Annotated in this window: 16 protein-coding genes and 1 pseudogene; 13 read left to right on the forward strand and 4 right to left on the reverse strand. The window is 67.3% G+C overall.

Annotated elements, in window-relative coordinates; translation table 11 throughout:
- Window positions 1-314 precede the first annotated feature (314 nt).
- The 3 genes from GOALK_RS10320 to GOALK_RS10330 are packed head-to-tail and all read left to right on the forward strand — an operon-like array spanning window position 315 to window position 5,468.
- Window positions 315-1,922, forward strand: coding sequence for an ABC transporter substrate-binding protein (locus GOALK_RS10320; RefSeq protein WP_006358754.1), 1,608 nt, complete (start codon window positions 315-317; stop codon window positions 1,920-1,922).
- A 1-nt stretch (window position 1,923) separates the two neighbouring features.
- Window positions 1,924-2,889 carry an ABC transporter permease gene (locus GOALK_RS10325; protein ID WP_006358755.1) on the forward strand — a complete coding sequence of 322 codons (966 nt, stop codon included), beginning with the start codon at window positions 1,924-1,926 and terminating at the stop codon, window positions 2,887-2,889.
- A complete protein-coding gene (locus tag GOALK_RS10330) occupies window positions 2,886-5,468 on the forward strand; it encodes an ABC transporter ATP-binding protein/permease (RefSeq protein WP_006358756.1) in 2,583 nt (860 codons plus the stop codon). Before GOALK_RS10325 ends, GOALK_RS10330 begins: the two co-directional genes overlap by 4 nt.
- Before the next feature lies 1 nt (window position 5,469).
- Here GOALK_RS10330 and GOALK_RS10335 read toward each other — a convergent pair whose 3' ends face one another.
- From GOALK_RS10335 to GOALK_RS10345, 3 genes are read right to left on the reverse strand one after another with little or no spacing between them, the layout of a single operon-like run.
- On the reverse strand, window positions 5,470-6,873 hold the full coding sequence (locus GOALK_RS10335; RefSeq protein ID WP_040004116.1) for a phytoene desaturase family protein: 1,404 nt from the start codon (window positions 6,871-6,873) through the stop codon (window positions 5,470-5,472).
- 19 nt (window positions 6,874-6,892) lie between these two features.
- On the reverse strand, window positions 6,893-7,411 hold the full coding sequence (locus tag GOALK_RS10340) for a GtrA family protein (protein WP_081474330.1): 519 nt from the start codon (window positions 7,409-7,411) through the stop codon (window positions 6,893-6,895).
- 21 nt (window positions 7,412-7,432) lie between these two features.
- Window positions 7,433-8,263 carry an aldo/keto reductase gene (locus tag GOALK_RS10345; protein ID WP_006358759.1) on the reverse strand — a complete coding sequence of 277 codons (831 nt, stop codon included), beginning with the start codon at window positions 8,261-8,263 and terminating at the stop codon, window positions 7,433-7,435.
- Between the two features lie 148 nt (window positions 8,264-8,411).
- Here GOALK_RS10345 and GOALK_RS10350 point away from each other — a divergent pair, with 148 nt between their 5' ends.
- The 6 genes from GOALK_RS10350 (at window position 8,412) to GOALK_RS10375 (ending at window position 16,484) form a co-directional block, all read left to right on the forward strand.
- Entirely contained in the window at window positions 8,412-9,650 is a 1,239-nt protein-coding gene (locus tag GOALK_RS10350) for an alpha/beta hydrolase family protein (RefSeq protein WP_232283159.1), read from the forward strand.
- Window positions 9,651-9,712: 62 nt separating this feature from the next.
- Window positions 9,713-11,332, forward strand: coding sequence for a phytoene desaturase family protein (locus GOALK_RS10355; RefSeq protein ID WP_006358761.1), 1,620 nt, complete (start codon window positions 9,713-9,715; stop codon window positions 11,330-11,332).
- Window positions 11,333-11,420: 88 nt separating this feature from the next.
- Window positions 11,421-12,845, forward strand: coding sequence for a decaprenylphosphoryl-beta-D-ribose oxidase (gene dprE1 / locus GOALK_RS10360; RefSeq protein WP_006358762.1), 1,425 nt, complete (start codon window positions 11,421-11,423; stop codon window positions 12,843-12,845).
- 77 nt (window positions 12,846-12,922) lie between these two features.
- A complete protein-coding gene (gene dprE2, locus GOALK_RS10365; protein WP_005199206.1) occupies window positions 12,923-13,684 on the forward strand; it encodes a decaprenylphospho-beta-D-erythro-pentofuranosid-2-ulose 2-reductase in 762 nt (253 codons plus the stop codon).
- Between the two features lie 25 nt (window positions 13,685-13,709).
- A complete protein-coding gene (locus GOALK_RS10370) occupies window positions 13,710-15,713 on the forward strand; it encodes a galactan 5-O-arabinofuranosyltransferase (protein ID WP_373278712.1) in 2,004 nt (667 codons plus the stop codon).
- Window positions 15,714-15,716: 3 nt separating this feature from the next.
- Window positions 15,717-16,484, forward strand: coding sequence for an MBL fold metallo-hydrolase (locus tag GOALK_RS10375; RefSeq protein WP_006358765.1), 768 nt, complete (start codon window positions 15,717-15,719; stop codon window positions 16,482-16,484).
- A gap of 3 nt (window positions 16,485-16,487) precedes the next feature.
- On the opposite strand, the gene GOALK_RS10380 is transcribed toward GOALK_RS10375, so the two are convergent.
- On the reverse strand, window positions 16,488-17,165 hold the full coding sequence (locus GOALK_RS10380; protein WP_006358766.1) for a nitroreductase: 678 nt from the start codon (window positions 17,163-17,165) through the stop codon (window positions 16,488-16,490).
- A 233-nt stretch (window positions 17,166-17,398) separates the two neighbouring features.
- Here GOALK_RS10380 and GOALK_RS10385 point away from each other — a divergent pair, with 233 nt between their 5' ends.
- The 4 genes and pseudogenes from GOALK_RS10385 (at window position 17,399) to moeA (ending at window position 20,881) form a co-directional block, all read left to right on the forward strand.
- Complete coding sequence (locus tag GOALK_RS10385) at window positions 17,399-18,004, forward strand: AMP-binding protein (protein ID WP_006358767.1); 606 nt, start codon at window positions 17,399-17,401, stop codon at window positions 18,002-18,004.
- 368 nt (window positions 18,005-18,372) lie between these two features.
- Entirely contained in the window at window positions 18,373-18,819 is a 447-nt protein-coding gene (locus GOALK_RS10390) for a carbonic anhydrase (RefSeq protein WP_232283160.1), read from the forward strand.
- A 34-nt stretch (window positions 18,820-18,853) separates the two neighbouring features.
- A pseudogene (gene cynS, locus GOALK_RS10395) lies at window positions 18,854-19,323 on the forward strand (cyanase).
- A gap of 310 nt (window positions 19,324-19,633) precedes the next feature.
- Complete coding sequence (moeA, locus tag GOALK_RS10400; RefSeq protein WP_040004134.1) at window positions 19,634-20,881, forward strand: molybdopterin molybdotransferase MoeA; 1,248 nt, start codon at window positions 19,634-19,636, stop codon at window positions 20,879-20,881.
- Window positions 20,882-20,960 lie beyond the last annotated feature (79 nt).

A 20,960-nucleotide genomic window follows, 5' to 3' on the forward strand; every position in this document is an offset into this window, starting at 1 on the left:
CTGAGCGGCCTCCGCACGCGCTGAGCACCCGGCCCAGGCCAGGCCGGCGAGTCTCGCCTCGCATCCGCGGAAAGACGGCGAGGCCCATGCTGTCCGACATCATGCGACTTCGCGATCACCTCCGAGGTCATGATTGTCCTTCTGAGAGTGCCGCTTTCGGATCAGGCGACTGGTGTCGCCCAGCAACTGCGCTTCGATGCTGCCACTGGGGGGCACCGGTCGGCGCTGTTGCACGGCACCTCCCCCTGGGGCAGACTGCAGACACGGACAATGCAGACCCCAGGTGTGAGCAATCACCGGGTGGGAGGACAGCGATGACCGATTCACCCGGTGGGTCGGCCTCGTGGTCGACGCAGGGTTCCGGTCGGGTGAACGGTTCGTCTCGCCTGAACAGGCGTACCTTCTTCAAGGCCGCGGGGGTCACCGGTACCGCGCTTCTCGGCGCCTCGGCACTCGCCGCATGCGGCGGGTCGTCCGTCTCGCCGAATACCTTGCGGGTCGCCATCGCAGGCGAACCCGATCAGCTCGATCCGCAGAAATCCAGCTCGTACTTCACCTTCGAGGTACTCGAGAACGTCTTCGACACCCTCGTCGAACCCGACGAGAACCTGCAGATGCAACCATCTCTCGCCGAGAGCTGGGAGGTGAGCCCCGACGCCAGGCAGTGGACTTTCCTCCTGCGCCCGGGGGTCACGTTCCACAACGGCGATCCGCTGACCGCCGCCGACGTCGAGTTCTCGTTCCGACGCATCCTCGACGAGGAGCTGTCCAACGCCTGGAAACTCGAGGCCATCGAATCGATCACCGCGCTCGACGACCGCCGCGTGCAGTTCACCGTCCGCGAACCCACCCCGAACCTACTCACCAACATCGGCGGCTTCAAAGGACTGGCGATCGTCAACCGGCGCAACGTCGAATCCGGGGAGATCGCAACGAAACCCGTGGGCACGGGCCCGTTCTCGTTCGTCTCGCGCTCCCCCGGCGCGTCGATCGTGCTGAAGGCCAACCCCGACTACTGGGGTGGGCCGCCGGCGATCGACGGCGTGAACTACAGCTTCATCTCGCAGGGCACGACGGCGGTGTCGGCATTGCGCTCCGGCGAGATCGATTGGACGGACGCGATTCCCGCGCAGCAGCTGAACATCCTGTCGCGGGACGACACCCTAGAAGTCGGCACCGTCACGGCCAACGACTACTGGTACATCACGATGAACTTCGACGCCAAGCCGTTCGAGGACACCCGCGTGCGCCAGGCCGTCGCCTACGCCATCGACCGACCATCGATCGCGCAGGTCGTCGGATACGGCACCGCCACACCCAACGAACTCGCGATCCCCTCGACCAGCCCCTGGTTTGCCCCCTACGACCGCTACACCGCGGGCCTCGACCGCGCCCAAGCCGTCGACAAGGCGAAAGACCTGTTGCGCCAGGCCGGTATCCGGTCGATGGACATGCGGCTCATGGTGACCACCGAGTACCCCGAGACCGTGACCGCGGCGCAGGTCATCGCGTCGAACCTGTCCGACGTCGGCATCGCCGTCAAGATCGAGCAACTCGACTTCGGCGCGTGGCTCGACCGGCAGGCCGCCGGCGACTTCGACGCCCTGCTGCTCGGCTGGCTCGGCAACATCGACCCCGACGACTTCTACTACGCCCAGCATCATTCGGCGGGAACGTCGAACGCGCAGAAGTACTCGAACCCGCAGGTGGACGCCTTACTCGACCGGGGACGCACCGAACTCGACGTCGAAACCCGCAAGGGCATCTACGCCGACGCGGCCGGCCGGATCGCCGACGACGTGAGTTACCTGTACCTCTACAACCCGTCTGCCACGCAGGCGTTTTCGAAGGAGCTCCACGGATACACGGTCCGGTCCGACAAAGCCGTCCGGTTCCGCTCCGCCCGGCTGGAGAGGGGCTGACGTGACCTCGCTCCGTTCCCCGCTGCTGCGCTTCATCCTCATCCGGCTCGCCTACACCGTCGCTGTCTTGCTGGGGGTGATCGTCGCGGTGTTCTTCCTGATCCAGATCGTGCCCGGCGACCCGGTGCGCATCGCACTCGGCACGCGCTACACGCCGGAATCGTATGAGGCGCTTCGCAGTGCATCCGGCCTGGATCAGCCGCTCGCCAACCAACTGTTCGCCTACGTCGGCAATGCCTTCACCGGCGATCTCGGGGTGAGTTTTCGCAACAGCGAACCCGTCACGACCATGCTGTTCGACCGGTTGCCCGCCACCATCACGCTCGCCCTCGCCGCCATCGTGGTGGCACTGCTCATCGCGATCCCGCTGGGGTCGTGGGCGGCTCTCCGCGAAGGCCGACTGGCCGACAACGTCATTCGCGTCATCAGCCAGTTCGGCATCTCGGTCCCGGACTTCTGGATGGGCATCCTGCTGATCGGTCTCTTCTCGACCGCGCTCGGCTGGCTGCCGTCGGCGGGATACCAGCCGTTCGCCGACGGGCCGCTCGGCTGGTTCGAGCATCTCGTCCTGCCCGCGGTGACGGTCGGGGTCGTGACGGGCGCGATCATGACGCGGTACGTCCGGTCGTCGGTGCTCGAGGTCGTGAACACACCGTTCGTCACCACTGCTGAGTCAAAGGGCTTGAGCAAGAAGAAGATCATGCTCGATCACGTCGGGCGCAACGCCCTGGTGCCCGTCCTCACCATATCCGGTATCCAGTTCGCGGGGCTTCTCGGTGGCGTCATCGTCGTCGAGGTCGTGTTTGCCTGGCCGGGCCTGGGACTGCTGGTCTACGACTCGGTCGCGGCCCGCGACTACCCGGTGCTGCAGGGAGCCATCCTGCTGATCGCGGTGATCTTCCTGCTCGTGAACCTCGTCGTGGACATCCTCGACGCCGTCATCGATCCGAGGATCCGGTTGTCATGACACCCACCGCACCCGACCCTCCCGCCGCCACGGATTCGGCCTGGCGCCTGCTGCTCCGCAATCGCGCATCGGTCGCGGGCCTGGTCATCATCGCGGTCGTCGTCGTCGCCGCGATCTTCGGTCCGCTGATCGCCCCGTACGGCGCCAACGCGATCGACGTGCCGAACGCGCTGCAGGCACCGAGTTGGTCGCATCTGTTCGGCACCGACGACCTCGGTCGCGACGTCTTTTCCCGGGTCGTGCTCGCGGCGTCGGTGAGCTTGCGGGTCGCGGTGATCGCCGTGGCGATCTCCCTCACGGTCGGCGTGATCCTCGGGATGGTCGCGGGTTTCGCCGGCGGGGTGCTCGACACGGCGCTCATGCGCATCGTCGACGTGGTGTTCTCGTTCCCCGTGCTCCTCCTGGCACTGGCGATCGTCGCGGTCCTGGGGCCCGGGGTCACATCGGCGATGATCGCCATCGGCGTCGTCTACATCCCGATCTTCGCTCGGGTCGCCCGCGCGGACACGTTGCGGGTGCGGCAGACCCAGTACGTGCAGTCGGCCCGGACGATGGGGGTGCGTACCTCCCGCATCCTGTTCAGCCATGTGCTGCCGAACATCTCGGGGCCGGTCATCGTGCAGACCTCGATCTCTCTCGCGTTCGCCATCCTGTCGGAGGCCGCACTGTCCTTCCTGGGCCTCGGTGTCCAGCCGCCCGATCCGTCATGGGGCCGCATGCTTTTCGATGCGCAGGGTTTCATCACCACCGCATGGTGGATGGGCGTCTTCCCCGGTCTCGCGATCCTGTTCACCGTGTTCGCGTTCAACCTGGTCGGCGACGGGGTGCGCGACGTGCTCGACCCACGGCAGCGCACGCTGCTGCGCAACCGGGGATACGACCGCACGTCCGTCACCGTCGCGACGGCGACGCCGAAGCCGGCACGCGCAGTCGCCGAGGATTCGGTGCTGGACGTGGAAGACCTCATCGTCGGGGTCGGACCGCGGGAGATCGTGCACGGCATCAGCTTCACGGTCGCACGCGGCGAGACTCTCGGCATCGTCGGCGAGAGCGGTTCGGGAAAGTCGTTGAGCGTGCTCGCCGCAACGGGTCTGTTCGACGCCCCGAGCGCCTACGTGCGCGGATCGGCTCGACTCGGTACCACCGAGATCGTCGGCGCCACCCCGTCGACGCTGCGTGCCCTTCACGGAACACGAGTGGGCTTCGTCTTCCAGGACCCGTCGTCGAGCCTCAATCCGCTTCTCACCATCGAGCAGCAGCTCACCGAGGGACCGCGCCGACACCTCGGCCTCGGTCGCGCCGAGGCACATGACCGCGCACTCCAGTTGCTGCGCGACGTCAATCTGCCCGACCCCGAAAGCCGTTTGCGCGCATACCCGCACCAACTGTCGGGCGGCCAGCGCCAGCGCGTGATGATCGCGATCGCCCTTGCCTGCGACCCCGACCTGCTCATCGCCGACGAGGCGACCACGGCCCTCGACGTGACCACCCAGGCGCAGATCATCGATCTCGTCGCCGACCTCCAGCGCAAACGCGGCATGGCGGTGGTGTGGATCAGCCACGACCTCGGGGTGATCGGTCGGATCGCCGACCGTGTCATGGTCATGCGTTCGGGTCGCATCGTCGAAAGCCGCGACGTGGCAGCACTCTTCGACGACCCGCGGGACGAGTACAGCAAGAAGCTCCTCGACTCGCGGCCGTTGCTGAGCAAGGTCGAGGAACGCGACGCCGACCGGGGGCTGACGAAGGAAGTCGCCGAGAAACCCGTCCTGCAGGTGAGCGGGCTCGGCGTCGAGTACGTGGTGCGCGGACCGACGGGCCGGAGCATTGTGCACGCGATCGACGGGGTGGACCTCGAGGTGGCGCGCGGCCGGACTCTCGGCATCGTCGGCGAGTCGGGATCGGGAAAGTCGACGGTCGCCGGCGTTGTCACCGGTCTGATCACCTCGGGTCAGGGAACGACGGTGACCGGCAGCGTGACGGTGACGATCGACGGGCGCGAGGTCGAGGCGGTGGGTGTTCGAGGTGCTGACGAGGCGCTCCTCCGACGCCGGGTCGCGATGGTCTTCCAGGACCCGACCGCGTCACTGGATCCGCGGATGACGGTCGCCGCGTCGATCGCCGAACCGCTCCGCGCACAGGGGCCGGCCTCCGGTCGCGACAAGATGCGCAGCCGTGCCGAGCAGTTGCTGGCAGACGTCAGCCTCGACTCGTCGTTCCTCGGTCGCTATCCGCATGAGATGTCCGGCGGTCAGCGCCAGCGCGTCTGCATCGCACGGGCGTTGGCCTCCGAACCGGAGATCCTCATCCTCGACGAGTCGACGGCGTCGCTCGATGTGTCGGTGCAGGCGGGCGTACTCGAACTGTTGCGGGGGCTGCAGCGCGAGAAGGGTCTGACCTTCCTGTTCATCGCGCACGACCTCGCCGTCGTCGAGCAGATCAGCGGCACCGTCGCGGTGATGCAGAACGGCAGGGTCGTCGAAGCAGGCCCGGCGTCGCAGATCCTGCACGATCCCGAAACCGATTACACGCGAGACCTTCTCGCGGCGATCCCGCCAGAGGTCCCGCAGCGGGCGTGACCTAACCGCGCAGCGCGGCCTCCGCGGCGCGGAACCCGCACATGCCGTGCACTCCCCCGCCCGGTGGGGTCGACGAGGAGCACAGGTACACGCCGTCGACGCCCGTGGCGTACGGATTCGGCGACAGGCGGGGCCGGGCGACGAGATGCCACAGGTCGTTTCGGCCGCCGCCGATGTCGCCGCCGACGTAGTTCGGGTTCTCGACCTCGAGCTCGGCGGGACCGATGCTCCGGGACGCGCGGATGCGCGAGGAGAATCCCGGTGCGAAGCGCTCGATCTGCGCGGTGACCGCCTCGGTCGCGTCGCCGGTGTACCCGCGCGGCACATGGGCGTAGGCCCACAACGGTTTCCGATCACCCATCGCCCGGGAGGGGTCGGCAAGCCACTGCTGGCCGATGAGGACGAACGGATCGTCGGGCATCCGGCCGTCGAGGACCGTGTTCTCCGCTCTCACCACCTGTTCCATGGTGCCGCCGAGATGGACGACGCCGGCGCGGTCGCATCCGGGGGCGGTCCACCCGACCTCGCCCTCGACGACATAGTCCACCTTGAACGCCCCCGGTCCGCCCCGATGCCCACGATAGGTCCGGGCGGTGCGCGACGGCTGTTCGGTGCCGAGGATGCGTTGCGCCGCTGTGGGGTCGGTGTCGAGCAGGACGATGTCGGCATCGAGGTCGGCGCGGCTGGTCACGGTGGTGCCGGTCTCGATCCGGCCGCCGAGATCGGCCAGCTTCGCGGCGAGCGCCCGGGTGATCGCGGCAGAGCCGCCCTCGGCCACGGGCCAACCCTCGACGTGGCCGGCCGCGGTGAGCATCACGCCGCCCGCGGCGGTGCCGATGCGGTTCAACCGCACGAAGGGATGCGCGGCGATACCGATGAACAACGCGCGTGCCTGCGGGGTGGAGAAGGCCCGGGCCAGCAGGGTCGCCGGTAGTCCCGAACGCGCTGCGAAGCCGGCGAAACCCAGCGGATGTCGCGGGATTCGCAGCATGGGCCCGAGCGCATCGTCGGCGACGGCGGAGAAGCGTTTCGCCACGGGCCCGAAGATCGCGCGCCACCGTCGACCGTCGGCGCCGAGCCCGGCGGCGGTCTTCTCGACCGACTGGTAGAACAGGCCGGCGGTGCCGTCGTCGAGGGGATGCGCGGCGTCGATCTCCGGCCGGAGGAAGCGCAGGCCGTACTGCTCGAGCCCGAGGGTTCGCAGATATGGAGACGCCGCACCGAGCGGGTGGAAGGCCGAACAGATGTCGTGCACGATGCCGGGCTCGAGCAGCTCCGCGCTGCGTGTGCCGCCACCGATCTCGTCTGCGGCCTCCAGCACGGTCACCTCCAGACCCGCCTGGGCGAGCCGGACCGCGCCCGCGAGTCCGTTGGGTCCTGCTCCGACTACGACGGCTCTTCGCATGCCGCCACGGTAGCCGCGATCAGCGGATCTTGAAGATGACCGCCCGCTGGACCACGAAGTTGATGACCGTCGCGGTGCCCTGCGCGATGACGAAGGCGATCGCCGAGTAGAGGGCCGTCTTGTCCCACAGCGACGACAACCAGCTGTACAGACCGACGTTGACCGCGAAGGTGACCAGGTAGAGGAGCACGACCGCGGTGAAGCGGGCGGCGCTCGGCTCGGCGCGGAACGTCCAGCGCCGGTTGATCAGGTACGCGACGGTGGTGCCGAGGATGAAGCCGAATGCCTTGGCGACCCAGTCCGGGGTCCCGACGATGTACTGCAGGAACAGCGTCAGCCCGAAGTCGAGAACCGCCGACCCGGCGCCGGTGACGACGAAGCGGATCAGCTGCGTCTTCAGGTCGACATCGGTCGACGCCTCTTCGTCGTCGAAGGGCAGTTCGATCGGCATCGGCGCATGCCGCGTCGTGAAGTCCTCGTGGTGATCGTGAGGGACGTCACCTGCGGGTTCGTCGTTGCCGGAGTCGGGTCGAGACACGCTGACACCCTAGCGGACGAGCTAGAACTCCTCGTCGACGTCCGAGTCCCGGGCGGCGCGTTCGCCGCGGTCCAGCGAGGCGAGGTCGGCGAGGTCCGCGTCGTCGAGGGCGAAATCGAAGAGGTCCGCGTTCTCGAGCTGACGGCCGGCGTGCGACGACTTCGGCACGACGCTGATGCCGTGCTGCACCGCCCACCGCAGCGCGATCTGAGTCGGCGACTTGCCGTACTTGCGGGCGATCCGCAGGATTGCCGGGTCGCCCAGGACACCTTCCTTACGGCCGGTCGGATGCCACGCCTGTGCGTGAATCCCCTTCTCCGCCATGAACTCACGGAGCTCGGTCCGTGGCAGTGCCGGTGAGCACTGGATCTGGTTGAGCACCGGCCAGCGCCCCGTCTCGTCGAACAGCGTCTGGAGCTGATGAGGTTTGAAGTTCGAGACACCGGGCGTGCGGACGTAACCCTCGTCGGCCAGGGTCAGCAGTGCCTTCCACGACTCGACCGTGCGTCCGAGACTCGGGCACGGCCAATGGATCAGATAGACGTCGATGTAGCCGACACCGAGCCGACGCGCGCTTTCCTTGGCGGCGTTGATCGCCTCGTCGAAACCCTGGTCACCGCCGCTGAGCTTGGTCTGGACGATGACCTCGTCACGAGCGATGCCCGAACCGTGCACGCCCATGCCGACACTGAGCTCGTTGCTGTAGCGGGGAGCGGTGTCGAGGAGTCGGTATCCAGCCTTGAGTGCGGCGCTGACCGCGCCGATGCACGGCCGGCCGAGCATGTTGTAGGTGCCGAGTCCCACGAGAGGAATCGACCGACCGTTGCTGAGCTCGACCGAGGGGATGTCCACCCGACAAGGATAGGTCGGCCGCGACCCCCGTTCGCTCCGCCGAGACCAAACTGGAAACCGAGGGGGGCACGGAAACCGCTCCGGTACGGCACGAATACTCACCGTCCTGAGGTGTACGCGGCACATGAGTACCTTTACTGTTCTGAACATGTCTGCCCTCACGTCCAGATCACCTGTGTCGCGCACCACGCGAACACTCGTCTCCGTCATCACCGGCCTCGGCATGGTCCTGCTCGCGTTCGGATCGACCGCCCCGGCACACGCGGATGACGCGGTTTCCGTCGGCATCCCGAACTGGTCGGGCCTGGACGTCACCGAGTACTCGGGCCCCATCCCGGCCAAGGCGGGCACCCTCATCTCCCGGGTCCCGCTCGCCGCGGAGCTCAACCTCCCCGCGGCCGGTGACGCCTACCGCATCCAGTACTCGTCGCTGAACCAGCACGGCAAGATGGCGACGGGCACCGGCGCGGTCTTCCTGCCCAAGGGCAAGGCACCCGCCGGTGGCTGGCCGATCATCTCCTGGGCGCACGGCACCGTCGGCATGAACGACGACTGCACGCCGTCGGCGTTCCCGCGCAGCGAGCGCGACCAGAAGTACCTGGGCCACTGGCTCCAGCAGGGTTACGCCGTCGTCGCCGCCGACTATGTCGGTCTCGGCACCCCGGGCCTGATGGCCTACCTGAACGGCGTCACCGCGGCGCACGCGATCGTCGACATCGTCGTAGCGTCGCATCAGATGGATCTGCCGTTCGCCAAGCGCTGGGCCATCATCGGACAGTCACAGGGTGCGGCCGCCGCACTGAACGGCGCCCGCTACGCCACCGAGTTCAGCCGTGGCTCGGGTCTGGACTACCGCGGCGTCGTCGCCACCGGCATCCCGGCCAACCTCGAGTACCTGTACCAGAACCTGGGACCGGCCGTCCCGCCGGTGAACCTGCCCGGCGGCCTGAACGCCTACACCGCCTACATCCTGGCCGGGTTCAACGACACCCGTCCCGACATGAACATCACCAAGGTCATGACGCCCAAGGGCATCGCACGCCTGGCCGAGGGTCGCACCACCTGCTACCCGATCCTCAAGAAGGCACTCGCCGGTGACGACGTGCGGACCTGGTTCCGCGCACCGCTCATGTCGATCCCGGGTCTGAGCCCGGCACTGCACGAGTACATGGCGACTCCGTACAAGGGTTACGACCGCCCGATCTTCCTCGGACAGGGCCTGCGTGACGTCGATGTGCCGGCACCGTCGGCGCTGTCGCTCTACGCACAGATGAAGGCCAACAACCAGCCCGTCGAGCTGTTCGTCTACCCCGAGGACGACCACTCCAGCGCGGTTCTGGCCTCGATGAAGGACTCGACCCCGTTCGTGGCCCGCATCCTGCGCTGACCCGAAATCACCGCTGCGGTGTCCATCGATCTGAGACCCTTTGAACGATGGGCACAGGACCGATGGGCACCGCAGTTGCTTTCTATGACGACGTCATCATCGGCGCTGGGCACAACGGTCTGACCGCCGCCGCCTATCTCGCGCGCGCCGGTCGTCGGGTCCTCGTCCTGGACAAGGCCGATCATGTCGGCGGGGCGACCGTCTCGGCGATGCCCTTCCCCGGTCTCGCGGCCCAGCTGTCGCGGTTCTCGTATCTGGTCTCGCTGATGCCGCGCGAGATCATCACCGACCTCGACCTCGACATCTCGCTGATCCGACGCCGCTACTCCTCGTACACGCCGCTCCCGTCGGACCCGACGCGCGGCATCCTCATCGACACCCAGGACGACGACGCGACCGCGGAAACGTTCCGGCGGGTGTTGCGCGCCGACCGCGTCGGCGCCGACGCCGTGGGATTCTCCAACGCCGGTTTCGTGGCGTGGCAGTCCTTCTACCGCCGTGTCGGCACCATCGCGCAGCGCGTCTTCCCGACCCTGACCGAGCCCCTCCGCACCGCCGCCGACATGCACGAACTCGCGGTCGGCACCGACACCTCCGACGCCGAGCTGTGGGAGGCGCTCACCACGCTGCCGCTCGGCACGCTGCTCGCCCAGTACTTCGACCACGACCTGCTGCGCGGCATCGCCGCCACCGACGGTCTGATCGGCACGTTCGCCGACCTCGACGACCCGTCGCTGCGGCAGAACATCTGCTTCCTCTACCACGTGATCGGCGGCGGGACCGGGGACTGGGACGTCCCGGTCGGGGGCATGGGGGCGGTCTCGGGCGCGCTGTACCAGGCCGCGGCGTCGGCGGGTGCCGACATCTGCACGGGGGTCACGGTGTCGGGCGTCGATCCGGCTGACGGGACCGTCGAGTTCACCGATTCGGGCGGCACGCCGCACAACGCACGCGGCTCGATGCTCTACGCCGCCTGCGCACCGCAGGTCCTCAACACACTGCTCGACGATCCGATCGTCTGCGAGGCCCATCCCCGCGGCTCGCAGCTGAAGATCAACCTCCTCCTCGACCGTCTCCCCCGCCTCCGCGACGAGTCGGTGACACCCGAGGCCGCGTTCGCCGGCACCTTCCACATCAACGAGACCGCGAGTCAGCTCCACGACGCCTGGCGGCAGGCCACCCGGGGCGAGGTCCCTGAGCTGCCGCCGTGCGAGATCTACTGCCACACCCTCTCCGACCGGTCCATCCTCGGACCCGAACTCGACGGCAAGCACACGCTCACGCTGTTCGGTCTGCATATGCCACCGGACGTGTTCGACGAGCCGGGCGCCGTCGAGCACGCGGTGGGCGCGACCTTCGCCTCGCTCAACATGCTGCTCGCCGAGCCGATCCAGAACGTCATCGCCCACGACCTCGACGGCCGCCCGTGCATCGAGACGAAGACCCCGCAGGACCTCGAGGACATGCTCGGGCTGCCCGGCGGCAATATCTTCCATCAGTCGCTGCGGTGGCCGTGGGCGGAAACGGCGTCGGAGGTCGGCACCTGGGGCGTCGAGACCCGCCATCCGCGGTTGCTGCTGTGCGGCGCCGGCGCACGACGCGGCGGGGGTGTGAGCGGCATCCCCGGCCGGAACGCGGCGGCCGCCGTGCTGGGACGGGCCGAACTCGGCGTGCTGCGGTAGCCCGACGCCACAGCCTCGCGAAAGTGCGACACCTGTCGCACGTCGTCTCTCATCGCCGGCCCACCGCGGCCGAGTACTCTCTTCAGCGATGTCTACTGAAGAGTTGCTGCCGATCACGACCCGCAAGCTGGTGGGTTGGTCTCGCACCACCCCGATCGAGGGCCACGTCCTGTCCACGCCGTATCCCGAGGTCATCGCCGAGGCGGTGGCCCGCGTCGCCGACGACAACGCGGACAAGCCGGACTACCTCAAGCGCGGTGTCATCGCCCGCGGACTGGGCCGCTCCTACAACGAGTCGGGCCAGAACAGCGGCGGTCTCACGATCGACATGACCCCGCTGACCAGGATCTACGCCATCGACTCCGAGACCGCGACGGTCGACCTCGACGCCGGCGTCTCCCTCGACACCCTCATGCAGGCCGCGCTCCCGTACGGCCTCTGGGTGCCGGTGCTCCCGGGTACCCGCCAGGTCACCGTGGGCGGTGCGATCGCGCACGACATCCACGGCAAGAACCACCACAGCCAGGGCAGCTTCGGCAACCACGTCGTCGAGATGCAGCTGCTCGTGGCCGACGGTCGCATCCTGACGCTCACCCCGGACGGCTCCGGCGACGACCCGAGCGGCGAACTGTTCTGGGCGACGGTCGGCGGCATCGGCCTCACCGGCATCGTGCTGCGCGCGAAGATCCAGATGAAGCGCACCGAGAGTGCCTACTTCATCGCCGACACCGCGCGCACCGGCTCGCTGCAGGAAACGCTCGATCTGCACCTGCAGGACGGTTTCGAGGACGGGTACGAGTATGCCTCGGGCTGGTTCGACACCATCAGCGCACCGCCGAAGCTCGGCCGCGGCACGTTCTCGCGTGGCAACCTCGCGCGCGTCGACGAGCTGCCGGAGAAGTACCGCGACAACCCGCTGTCCTTCAACAACAAGCCCCTCGTCCGTTTCCCGGACGTGTTCCCGCGCGGGCTGGCCAACAAGCTCAGCTTCTCCGCGGTCGGCGAGGCGTACTATCGGATCGGCCCGCCCAGCGAGGGCAAGGTCAAGAATCTGGCGCAGTTCTACCACATGCTCGACGTGTTCGGTGACTGGAACAACGCCTACGGCCGCGGCGGCGGGTTCTGCCAGTACCAGTTCATCGTGCCCACGGGTAACGAGGCCGAGTTCACCAACCTCATCGAGCACATCCAGGCGTCGGGGCACGTCAGCTTCCTCAACGTGATCAAGCTGTTCGGCGACGGCAACAAGGCGCCGCTCAGCTTCCCGTTCAAGGGCTGGAACGTCTGCCTGGACTTCCCGGTGAAGGCCGGACTCGCCGAGTTCCTCAACGACCTCGACCGACGCGTGATGGCGATGGGCGGACGCCTCTACACCGCGAAGGACTCGCGGACGTCGGCGGCGGCCTTCCACTCGATGTACCCGCGCATCGACGAGTGGATCGCCACGCGTCGGCGGATCGACCCCAACCGCGTGTTCATGTCCGACATGGGCCGCCGACTCGAACTCGCCTGACCCACAACCGGTTCCGACCTCCATACCACCTCTGCGGCCCGACCGGCCGCAGACCACCGAAAGCGAGAAGACCGAAGATGATGAACGCCGTCGGCGTCCCACAGTCCATCCTGGTCCTGGGCGGGAGCTCGGAGATCGGGCTCGCCATCACCGCCGAGTACCTGAGCAAGGGCCCGGCCCGGGTCATCCTCGCCGCGTTGCCGGGCGACCCGTCCGTCGAGGCCGCGGTCGAGAAGGCCAAGAAGGCCGGTGCCACCGAGGTCAGTGTCATCGACTTCGACGCTCGCGCCACCGACACCCACCGCGACGTGATCGAAAAGGCCTTCGCCGACGGTGACGTCGACGTCGCCATCGTCGCCTTCGGCATCCAGGGCGACGACGAGCAGGCCTGGCAGGACCACGGCCTCGCGGTCGCCGAAGCCCAGATCAACTACACCGCAGCGGTTTCCGTCGGCGTCCTGCTCGGCGAGAAGATGCGCGCCCAGGGCCACGGCCAGATCATCGCGATGAGCTCGGTCGCCGGTGAGCGCGTCCGTCGCAGCAACTTCGTCTACGGCTCCACCAAAGCCGGACTCGACGGTTTCTACCTCGGACTCGGCGAGGCATTGCGCCCCTTCGGTCCTCGCGTCCTCGTTATCCGCCCGGGCCAGGTCCGCACGCGACTGTCGGCGCACGTCAAGGAAGCGCCGCTGACCGTCGAGAAGGAAGACGTGGGACGTCTCGCGGTCGCCGCGGCCACCAAGGGCAAGGAAATCGTCTGGGTCCCCGGACCTTTCCGCTACATCATGATGGTCCTGCGCCACATCCCGCGCCCGATCTTCCGCAAGCTGCCCGTCTAGCAGCCCTCGACTGCGATTGCGAGCGATGACGACTTCGGTGAGCGCTGACCGCCAGGACCCCACGACCGCGCCTCAGGAAACGGACTCCGGTCCCACCACGGCCTCACGCCTCGGCCGGACGGTGCTGCTCCTGCTGACGGCGGTGGTGGTCGGTGCGGTGGTGTCGATCGTCGGCCTCAAGGCGATCGAGACCGTCAACTGGCCGGCCTTCAACTCGTCGAACGTGACCCGGTCGCTGACGACCGCCGGTCAGGTCCTCGCGATCGCGGTGCTCGTCGTCGTCGCGCTGCTGTACCGCTACGGCAAGGGACGGGTCTTCATCCCGTTCCTGTCGGCGGCGGCGACGGCGGCGTTCGTGACGGTCACCATCGGGATGCCCTTGGGGGCAACGCGTCTCTACCTCTTCGGCCTGTCCGTCGACCAGGAGTTCCGCACCGAGTATCTGACGCGGATGACGTCGAGTCCGCGCCTGGCGGACATGACCTACCCGGATCTGCCCCCGTACTACCCGGCCGGCTGGTTCTGGTGGGGCGGCCGGTTCGCGAATCTGCTCGGCCAGCCCGGCTGGGAGGCCTACAAGCCGTGGGCCATCGTGTCGATGGCGGTGGCCGCGGCCGTCGGCGTGATCCTGTTCAACCGGATGTTCGGCGCAGATCGTGGTGTGGCACTGGGACTCGCGGTGACCACGATGGCCCTGCTGTACGCCTCACCCGAGCCGTACGCCGCGATCCTCGTGATCATCGGTGTACCGATGATGATCGTCCTCACCTACGCGCTGAGGGGTCGCACGCGTGCCGCCGATGGTCCGGCCGGACCACTGCGGGGTGCGACCAGTTGGCCTGCGGTGGTCGGTGCTGGTGTCTTCCTCGGCATCTCGGCCGCGACCTACACGCTCTACACCGGCCTGTTCGCACTCACCGCGATCCTGCTTGCCTGCTACTTCCTCGCCCAGGGCTGGATCGCGGCGACCAACAAGGCGACACCGACCCGGACCGTCAAGGCGCACCGCCGCGAGATCATGGTCGCCGTCGCCGGCCGACTCGTCTCGGTGGGCGTCATCGCCGGAGGAATCGCCCTGCTGGTCTGGGCGCCTTATCTGCTGAAGCGGCTGTCCAGCGCCCCGGCCAGCGGCGGAACCGCCGAGCACTACCTCCCGGAGCGCGGTGCGGTGTTCCCGCTGCCGATGTTCGGGGTCAACCTCGTCGGCGCGATCACCATGATCGGCCTGCTGTGGATTCTCCTGCGTTTCCGGACACGCACCGTCGCGGTTGCCATGGGCGCCACCGTGATCACGGTGTACCTCTTCTGTCTACTGTCGATGCTCATGACCGCGATGGGCACCACCCTGCTGTCCTTCCGGCTCGAGCCGATCCTGGTGTGTGCGCTCGCCGCGGCCGGCGTCTTCGGTGTCGTCGACATCGGCCGCTGGGCCGTGGGCAGGTTCGGTGACGTACGCGTCGTCGTCGGCGCGGTGGCCGTGCTCGCCGCAATCGCAGCGGCACAGAGCATCCCCGGTCATCTCGGTACGGAGATCACCACCGCCTACACCGACACCGACGGTTACGGCAAGCGCGCCGATGCACGTCCGGCCGGCGCCGAGTCGTACTTCGCCGAGATCGACAAACTGATCGGGGAGCAGACCGGCCGGCCGCCGACCGAGAACGTCGTCCTCACCGCCGATTTCGGGTTCCTGTCGATCTATCCGTACTGGGGTTTCCAGGGACTTACCTCGCACTACGCCAACCCGCTGGCCGAGTTCGACAAGCGCGCCGCGGCCATCGCACGGTGGGCGAAGTCGGAGGACGCCGATCAGTTGGTCGGACACCTCGACGAGTCGCCGTGGAAGGCGCCGAACGTCTTCCTGTTCCGATACAGCTCGGACGGGTACTCGCTCCGCCTCGCCGAGGACGTCTACCCGAACGACCCGAACGTGAAGCGTTACACCGTCACCTTCGATCCTTCGGTCTTCGATGACCCGCGGTTCGAGGTCACCGAGGTGGGCCCGTTCGTCCTCGTCGTCCGGAAGTGAGCGATGCGTCCCTCCTTCCGCACCGCCCGGCCGATGGAGATCACGCGCCTCGACGCTGACTCGGCGACAACGTATTTCGTCCACACCGACGTCGTGAACTGGGTGCTGCTGGAGCAGAACGGCGAGCTCACCCTCATCGACGGCGGTTACCCCGGACAGGCCGGGCAGGTGATCGAATCGATCAATCGGATCGGTCGCCGCCCTGAGGACATCCGTGGCGCGCTGCTGACACACGCGCACGTCGACCATCTCGGCGGACTCGCGAAACTGCAGGCGCGGTACGGATTCCCGGTCTACATGGATCCCGTCGAGGTCGACCACGCCCTGCGGCACCATCTCCAGCAGGCCAACGCCCTGGACCTCGCACCGCTCGCCGGACACCGACGACTCTGGTCGTGGCTGGCCAAGACCACACCACTCGGGGTGTTGAGCCGCGCGGGACTGCCGGCGGCAGCACCGTTCTCCGAGCCGCTGGATCTGCCGGGTTCACCGATCCCGGTGGCCAGCCACGGCCACACCGACGGCCACAGCTCCTACCTGGTCGGCGACGGACGCGCCCTGGTCTCCGGCGATGCGCTGGTCAGCGGCCATGAGGTGTCGGCGATCGCCGGGCCACAATGCATTCCGTCCCCCTTCCAGCACGACGAGGCCACGGCGCGTCGGAGCGTCGAACGGTTCATCGAACTCGACGCCGAGCTGCTGCTGGCCGGACACGGACCGCTGTATCGAGGCAGCGTCGCCGACGCGGCCCTCCGAGCGCTCTCGCTCTAGCCCCTACTCGAACCCCACGAACGTGGTGGCTTCCTCGACCGTCTTGCGTTCGGAGATCACGGCATTGGCGGGGAACGTCTCATCCGGCCAGCCCAGCGCGATGCTCTTCATGATCACCTGGTCATCCGGGATTCCGGCATGTTCCCGAACGACGGGTGACTGCATGATGCCCTGGCTGTTGATCACCGCACCGAGACCCCGGGACCAGGCGGCGTTCACCAACGCGGTGGAGACCGCACCGCAGTCGAAGGGTGTGTCGTCGCTGCCGTCGAGGATGCGGTCGTAAGTCACGATCACGCAGACCGGGGCGTCGAACTGGCGGAATCCCCGTAGGACCCAGTCCTGCCGCATCTCCATGTCCTCGCGAGCGATGCCCATCGCGGTGAACAGCTGCTTGGCCACGCCGACCTGGCGATCACGATGGACACCGGTGAACTTCTCCGCCCCGGTCCGGAACTCGCGAGAGTGCGGTACACCGGCCAGGTTGCGCTCGGTGTTGCCCGCACGGATGCGATCGAGTGGTTCACCGGTGATCACGTAGAAGTTCCAGGGCTGGGTGTTCATCGAGGACGGAGCACGCATGGCGAGCGCGAGGATCTCCTCGATCAGTTCTCGGGGCACGGGCTCCGGTGTGAAACCGCGGATGCTGCGCCGGCCCAGGATCACGTCGTCGTACTGCATCGTTCCCTCTCGTCGGGCCATCGGGCCTACCGATCTGTCTTCACCCTACTGTTACCCGCGCCACGTTCTCGCCGTCCAACACTGCCGATGAGCCGAACAAAGGGTAGCGTTACCTGAGTAGTTTCCGGGGCCGGAGGAGGGGCCGCGTCCCGCACGGAACGGCGCCGTCCGGGTCGAGAGCCGCGGCCCGCCCGCAACCGTGGTCCCCCCCGCCACCTGGGGAGTTCGAGGACATGACCGGCGCCAGATACCTGGATCACAGTCCGTTTGCCACGGCCGGATCATCCGAGTCCGCCGGGACCGTCGCCGCCCGATGGCGAGCCATCGCCCGCAGCGGTGGCGACTCGGCCGCGATCCGCACTCCGGAGCAGTCGATCACTTTCGCGCAGGCGGCCGCGCGGGTGGACGACCTCGCCCGCGCAATCCTCGACACGACCCCGACGGACAACCCGGTGGCCGTCGAGATCGAGTCCGACGTCGACTCGGTGCTCTCAATGCTCGCGGTCTGGTGCGCCGGACGTCCGCTCGTACTGGTCGACCCGTTCCTGCCCGAGGACCGCCGCGCGAACATCCTGGAACTGTCCGGGGCGCACCTCCTCACCCCGGCGACCGTCGGTCAGCTCGCGCCGCTCGACCAGGCCGCGACGCCCTACGCCGAACCCGCACCCGACGACCCTGCAGTTCTCCTGTTCACCTCCGGCTCCACCGGCACCCCCAAGGGGGTCGTACTCGCCCAGCGCACACCCGTCAACCACATCCCACGGGTTGCTCACCGTGAACGCCGAGACCATCAACCCCGACATTCTCGCGTTCATCCGGCAGCCCTAATCACGACGTGACCCGAGACGTTCACGATCGAAGACCTAGAGGTCGGACGCACACGGCGGCCATTGACGGCCTTCGCCTACGCCGGCATGACGCATCTGCTCCGTCTACGAGCAGTTTCGTGATCTCTGGCTCTACGCCATCGTCACTGTCGCCCACCGGGATCACGGTGTCGTTGGACTATCGGGACCGGACGGCGGCCGGTCCAATCACGACCGGCCGCCACTAGATGAGGAGTCATCATGCACGCACTTCAGGAGGGCGTCACCCGCTTCCAGCAGGAGGTCTTCCCAAGCAAGCAAAGCTGTTCGCCCAGCTAGCCAACCACCACGAACCCACTACGTTGTTCATCGGTTGTTCCGATGCTCGCGTTGTTCCCGAATTGATCACCGCCACCGAGCCCGGCGACCTGTTCGTCATTCGTACCGCCGGCAACCTGGTGCCCGCCTACACTCCGGGGGCCGAAGGTGTGGCGGCAAGCATCGAATACGCCGTTGCTGCGCTGGCAGTGCAGGACATCGTGGTCTGCGGCCATTCCGGCTGCGGCGCCATGACTGCGCTCGCCCACGGGCACGATCTCAGCCACACCCCCGCGGTTGCCGCCTGGCTTCGGCACGCGGATGCCTCACTGGCGCGGACTGCCGCCGCCGGCGACGTTTCATCGCTGGTCCGCCAGAACGTACGCGCACAACTCGCGAACCTGGCGACCCATCCATCGATCGCTCACGCGCTGGCCAAGGGAGCCCTCTCCCTGCACGGCTGGGTCTTCGACATACCAACCGGCCAAATCGAGGAACTAGACGCCGCCAATCAGCCACTGTCAGCGTGACCCCACTCGACACCCTCAAGAGAAGAATACGATCATGATCCAATCCCAGTTCGATCCCACCGCCCGTCAACTCCTCGCCGCAGCGGCCGTAGAGGCCAAAACCCTCAAGGATTTGTCCTGGCATCAACTCGCAATGCCGCCGGCCTCTCCGTGGCCTTCACCACTGCAGCCGTTCTCGGCCAACACGCCTTGCCGGAAGCATCGGCAAAGGCAGTCTGTGCCCTGTTGGGACTGGACGACGACGCGGTGCGGCTACTTCAAGCCATCCCCACCCGCGGCTCCATCCCCGGTGGCGTGCCCACCGATCCAACCATCTATCGCTTCTACGAGATGGTGCAGGTCTACGGGACCACCCTCAAAGCCCTTGTCCACGAGCAGTTCGGCGACGGCATCATCTCCGCCATCAACTTCCGGCTGGACGTCAAGAAGGTCGCGGACCCCGCCGGTGGGGAACGCGCCGTCATCACGCTGGACGGCAAGTACCTGCCGACCGTGCCTTTCTGAGGCACGCGCCGACCTGGCCGATCTCGCATCGACCGCGCAGGCGGATCGTCAAGCCTGGCCGGGTTCCGTCGTTTTGACAAACTCTTCTCAGTCGTGCTTCTGACTGCAGATGCCGCAGTTGGGAATTCGACCTAGAGTTGAGACCCGGCCGACAGGTCCGGAAGACGCCGACGGCCCGGCTTCGATCAGACCACACTGACCGACGTGTGGGCGGCGACCGCCGAGAAGGCCCCACGGGCCTGGCACCAAAGACAGGGGATGTCTGCACATGCATGCGTATGACGACTGTAGTCACGACGCGACTCCTGAGATTCGTTCGGTCGTCGAACATCAGCAGGCAGTGGCGGCGCTCTTCGGCAACCCACGACCCGTCCTCCGTCCACTCACGGACGTGCACGGGGCTGCTCTCGCCCGCGAGATCGTCGCACCGATTTCGTTGCCACCCTTTGACAATTCCGCTATGGACGGATTCGCCGTGCGCAGCGCCGATTTTGTGGATGCAAGCCCCCAACACCCGGTGACGTTCCCCGTCACCGACGACATACCGGCGGGCCGCACGGATGTTCCCGTGCTTGCGGCGGGAACAGCGCATCGCATCATGACCGGGGCCCCGGTGCCGAGTGGTGCCGATGTGGTGATCCCGGTGGAAGCGGCACAATCCGCCCTAGGCATGAGTCGGCCCCCCGCCAGATCGGCCGAATCGGCCGTGACGATCAGCTCGGCGCTTCCCGCGGGTCGCAACATCAGGCGTGTCGGGTCCGACATCACCGCAGGAGCACCGGTCTTGGCCGCGGGCACTGTGATCGGTGCCGCTCAGATCGGGATTCTCGCGGCGCTCGGCTTCACCGAGGTTCCGGTATACGCCCAACAACGTGTCGCGATCTTGTCCACCGGATCCGAACTCGTCAGACCGGGCAGCCCGTTGCTGCCAGGTCAGATCTACGAATCCAACGGGGCCATGCTCACCGCCGCCTGCATTGAGGCAGGCGCGCAGGCTCAGCACATGCACTTCGTTCCCGACGACATCGGCGAGTTCCTGAGGCGACTGCGCGAGATCTCTGTCGATGCAGATCTCATCATCACCTCCGGCGGCGTCAGCGCCGGAGCATATGAGGTGGTCAAAGAAGCATTGACTGAAGTCGGCGGCGTCGAGTTCGTCAAGGTGGCCATGCAACCCGGCAAACCCCAGGGGTGTGGTCGATTCCGCTTCGCGGACGGTCAATCGATTCCGATCATCACGGTGCCGGGGAACCCGGTCAGCTCAATGGTCTCTTTCGAGGTGTTCATCCGCGAACCGCTTCGGGCCGCGATGGGGCTCCCCATTCGACGTGATCGGATACGCGCCCGGCTCGACACGGCGGTCACCTCACCCCCCGGCAAACGTCAGTTTCAACGCGGTGTCTTTGTCGACCGACCGGATGGACCGTGGATAACACCGATCGGACCGCCGGCATCGCACCATCTGAGCAATCTCGCGCACGCCGACGTATTGGTCGACATCCCGGCCGACGCAGTCGACCTGGCGGCTGGCGATGAGATCGAGGTCATCCGGATCTGAACGCGGACCCTGACAGTGCCCAACACCGCGCAGCCGTGATGACGCTGCCTGCGACTCGATTTCAGGTGGACCGCGTCGG

The organism is Gordonia alkanivorans NBRC 16433 (assembly GCF_000225505.1).
GTDB lineage: Bacteria > Actinomycetota > Actinomycetes > Mycobacteriales > Mycobacteriaceae > Gordonia > Gordonia alkanivorans.

Excerpts from the sequence above, each read along its gene's own strand:
- GOALK_RS10320 (WP_006358754.1), top strand. The coding sequence starts at position 315 with ATGACCGATTCACCCGGTGGGTCGGCCTCGTGGTCGACGCAGGGTTCC.
- dprE1 (WP_006358762.1), top strand. The coding sequence starts at position 11,421 with ATGTCTACTGAAGAGTTGCTGCCGATCACGACCCGCAAGCTGGTGGGT.
- GOALK_RS10330 (WP_006358756.1), top strand. The coding sequence starts at position 2,886 with ATGACACCCACCGCACCCGACCCTCCCGCCGCCACGGATTCGGCCTGG.
- GOALK_RS10370 (WP_373278712.1), top strand. The coding sequence starts at position 13,710 with ATGACGACTTCGGTGAGCGCTGACCGCCAGGACCCCACGACCGCGCCT.
- GOALK_RS10375 (WP_006358765.1), top strand. The coding sequence starts at position 15,717 with ATGCGTCCCTCCTTCCGCACCGCCCGGCCGATGGAGATCACGCGCCTC.
- GOALK_RS10335 (WP_040004116.1), bottom strand. The coding sequence starts at position 6,873 with ATGCGAAGAGCCGTCGTAGTCGGAGCAGGACCCAACGGACTCGCGGGC.
- GOALK_RS10355 (WP_006358761.1), top strand. The coding sequence starts at position 9,713 with ATGGGCACCGCAGTTGCTTTCTATGACGACGTCATCATCGGCGCTGGG.
- dprE2 (WP_005199206.1), top strand. The coding sequence starts at position 12,923 with ATGATGAACGCCGTCGGCGTCCCACAGTCCATCCTGGTCCTGGGCGGG.
- GOALK_RS10380 (WP_006358766.1), bottom strand. The coding sequence starts at position 17,165 with ATGCAGTACGACGACGTGATCCTGGGCCGGCGCAGCATCCGCGGTTTC.
- GOALK_RS10385 (WP_006358767.1), top strand. The coding sequence starts at position 17,399 with ATGACCGGCGCCAGATACCTGGATCACAGTCCGTTTGCCACGGCCGGA.
- GOALK_RS10350 (WP_232283159.1), top strand. The coding sequence starts at position 8,412 with ATGTCTGCCCTCACGTCCAGATCACCTGTGTCGCGCACCACGCGAACA.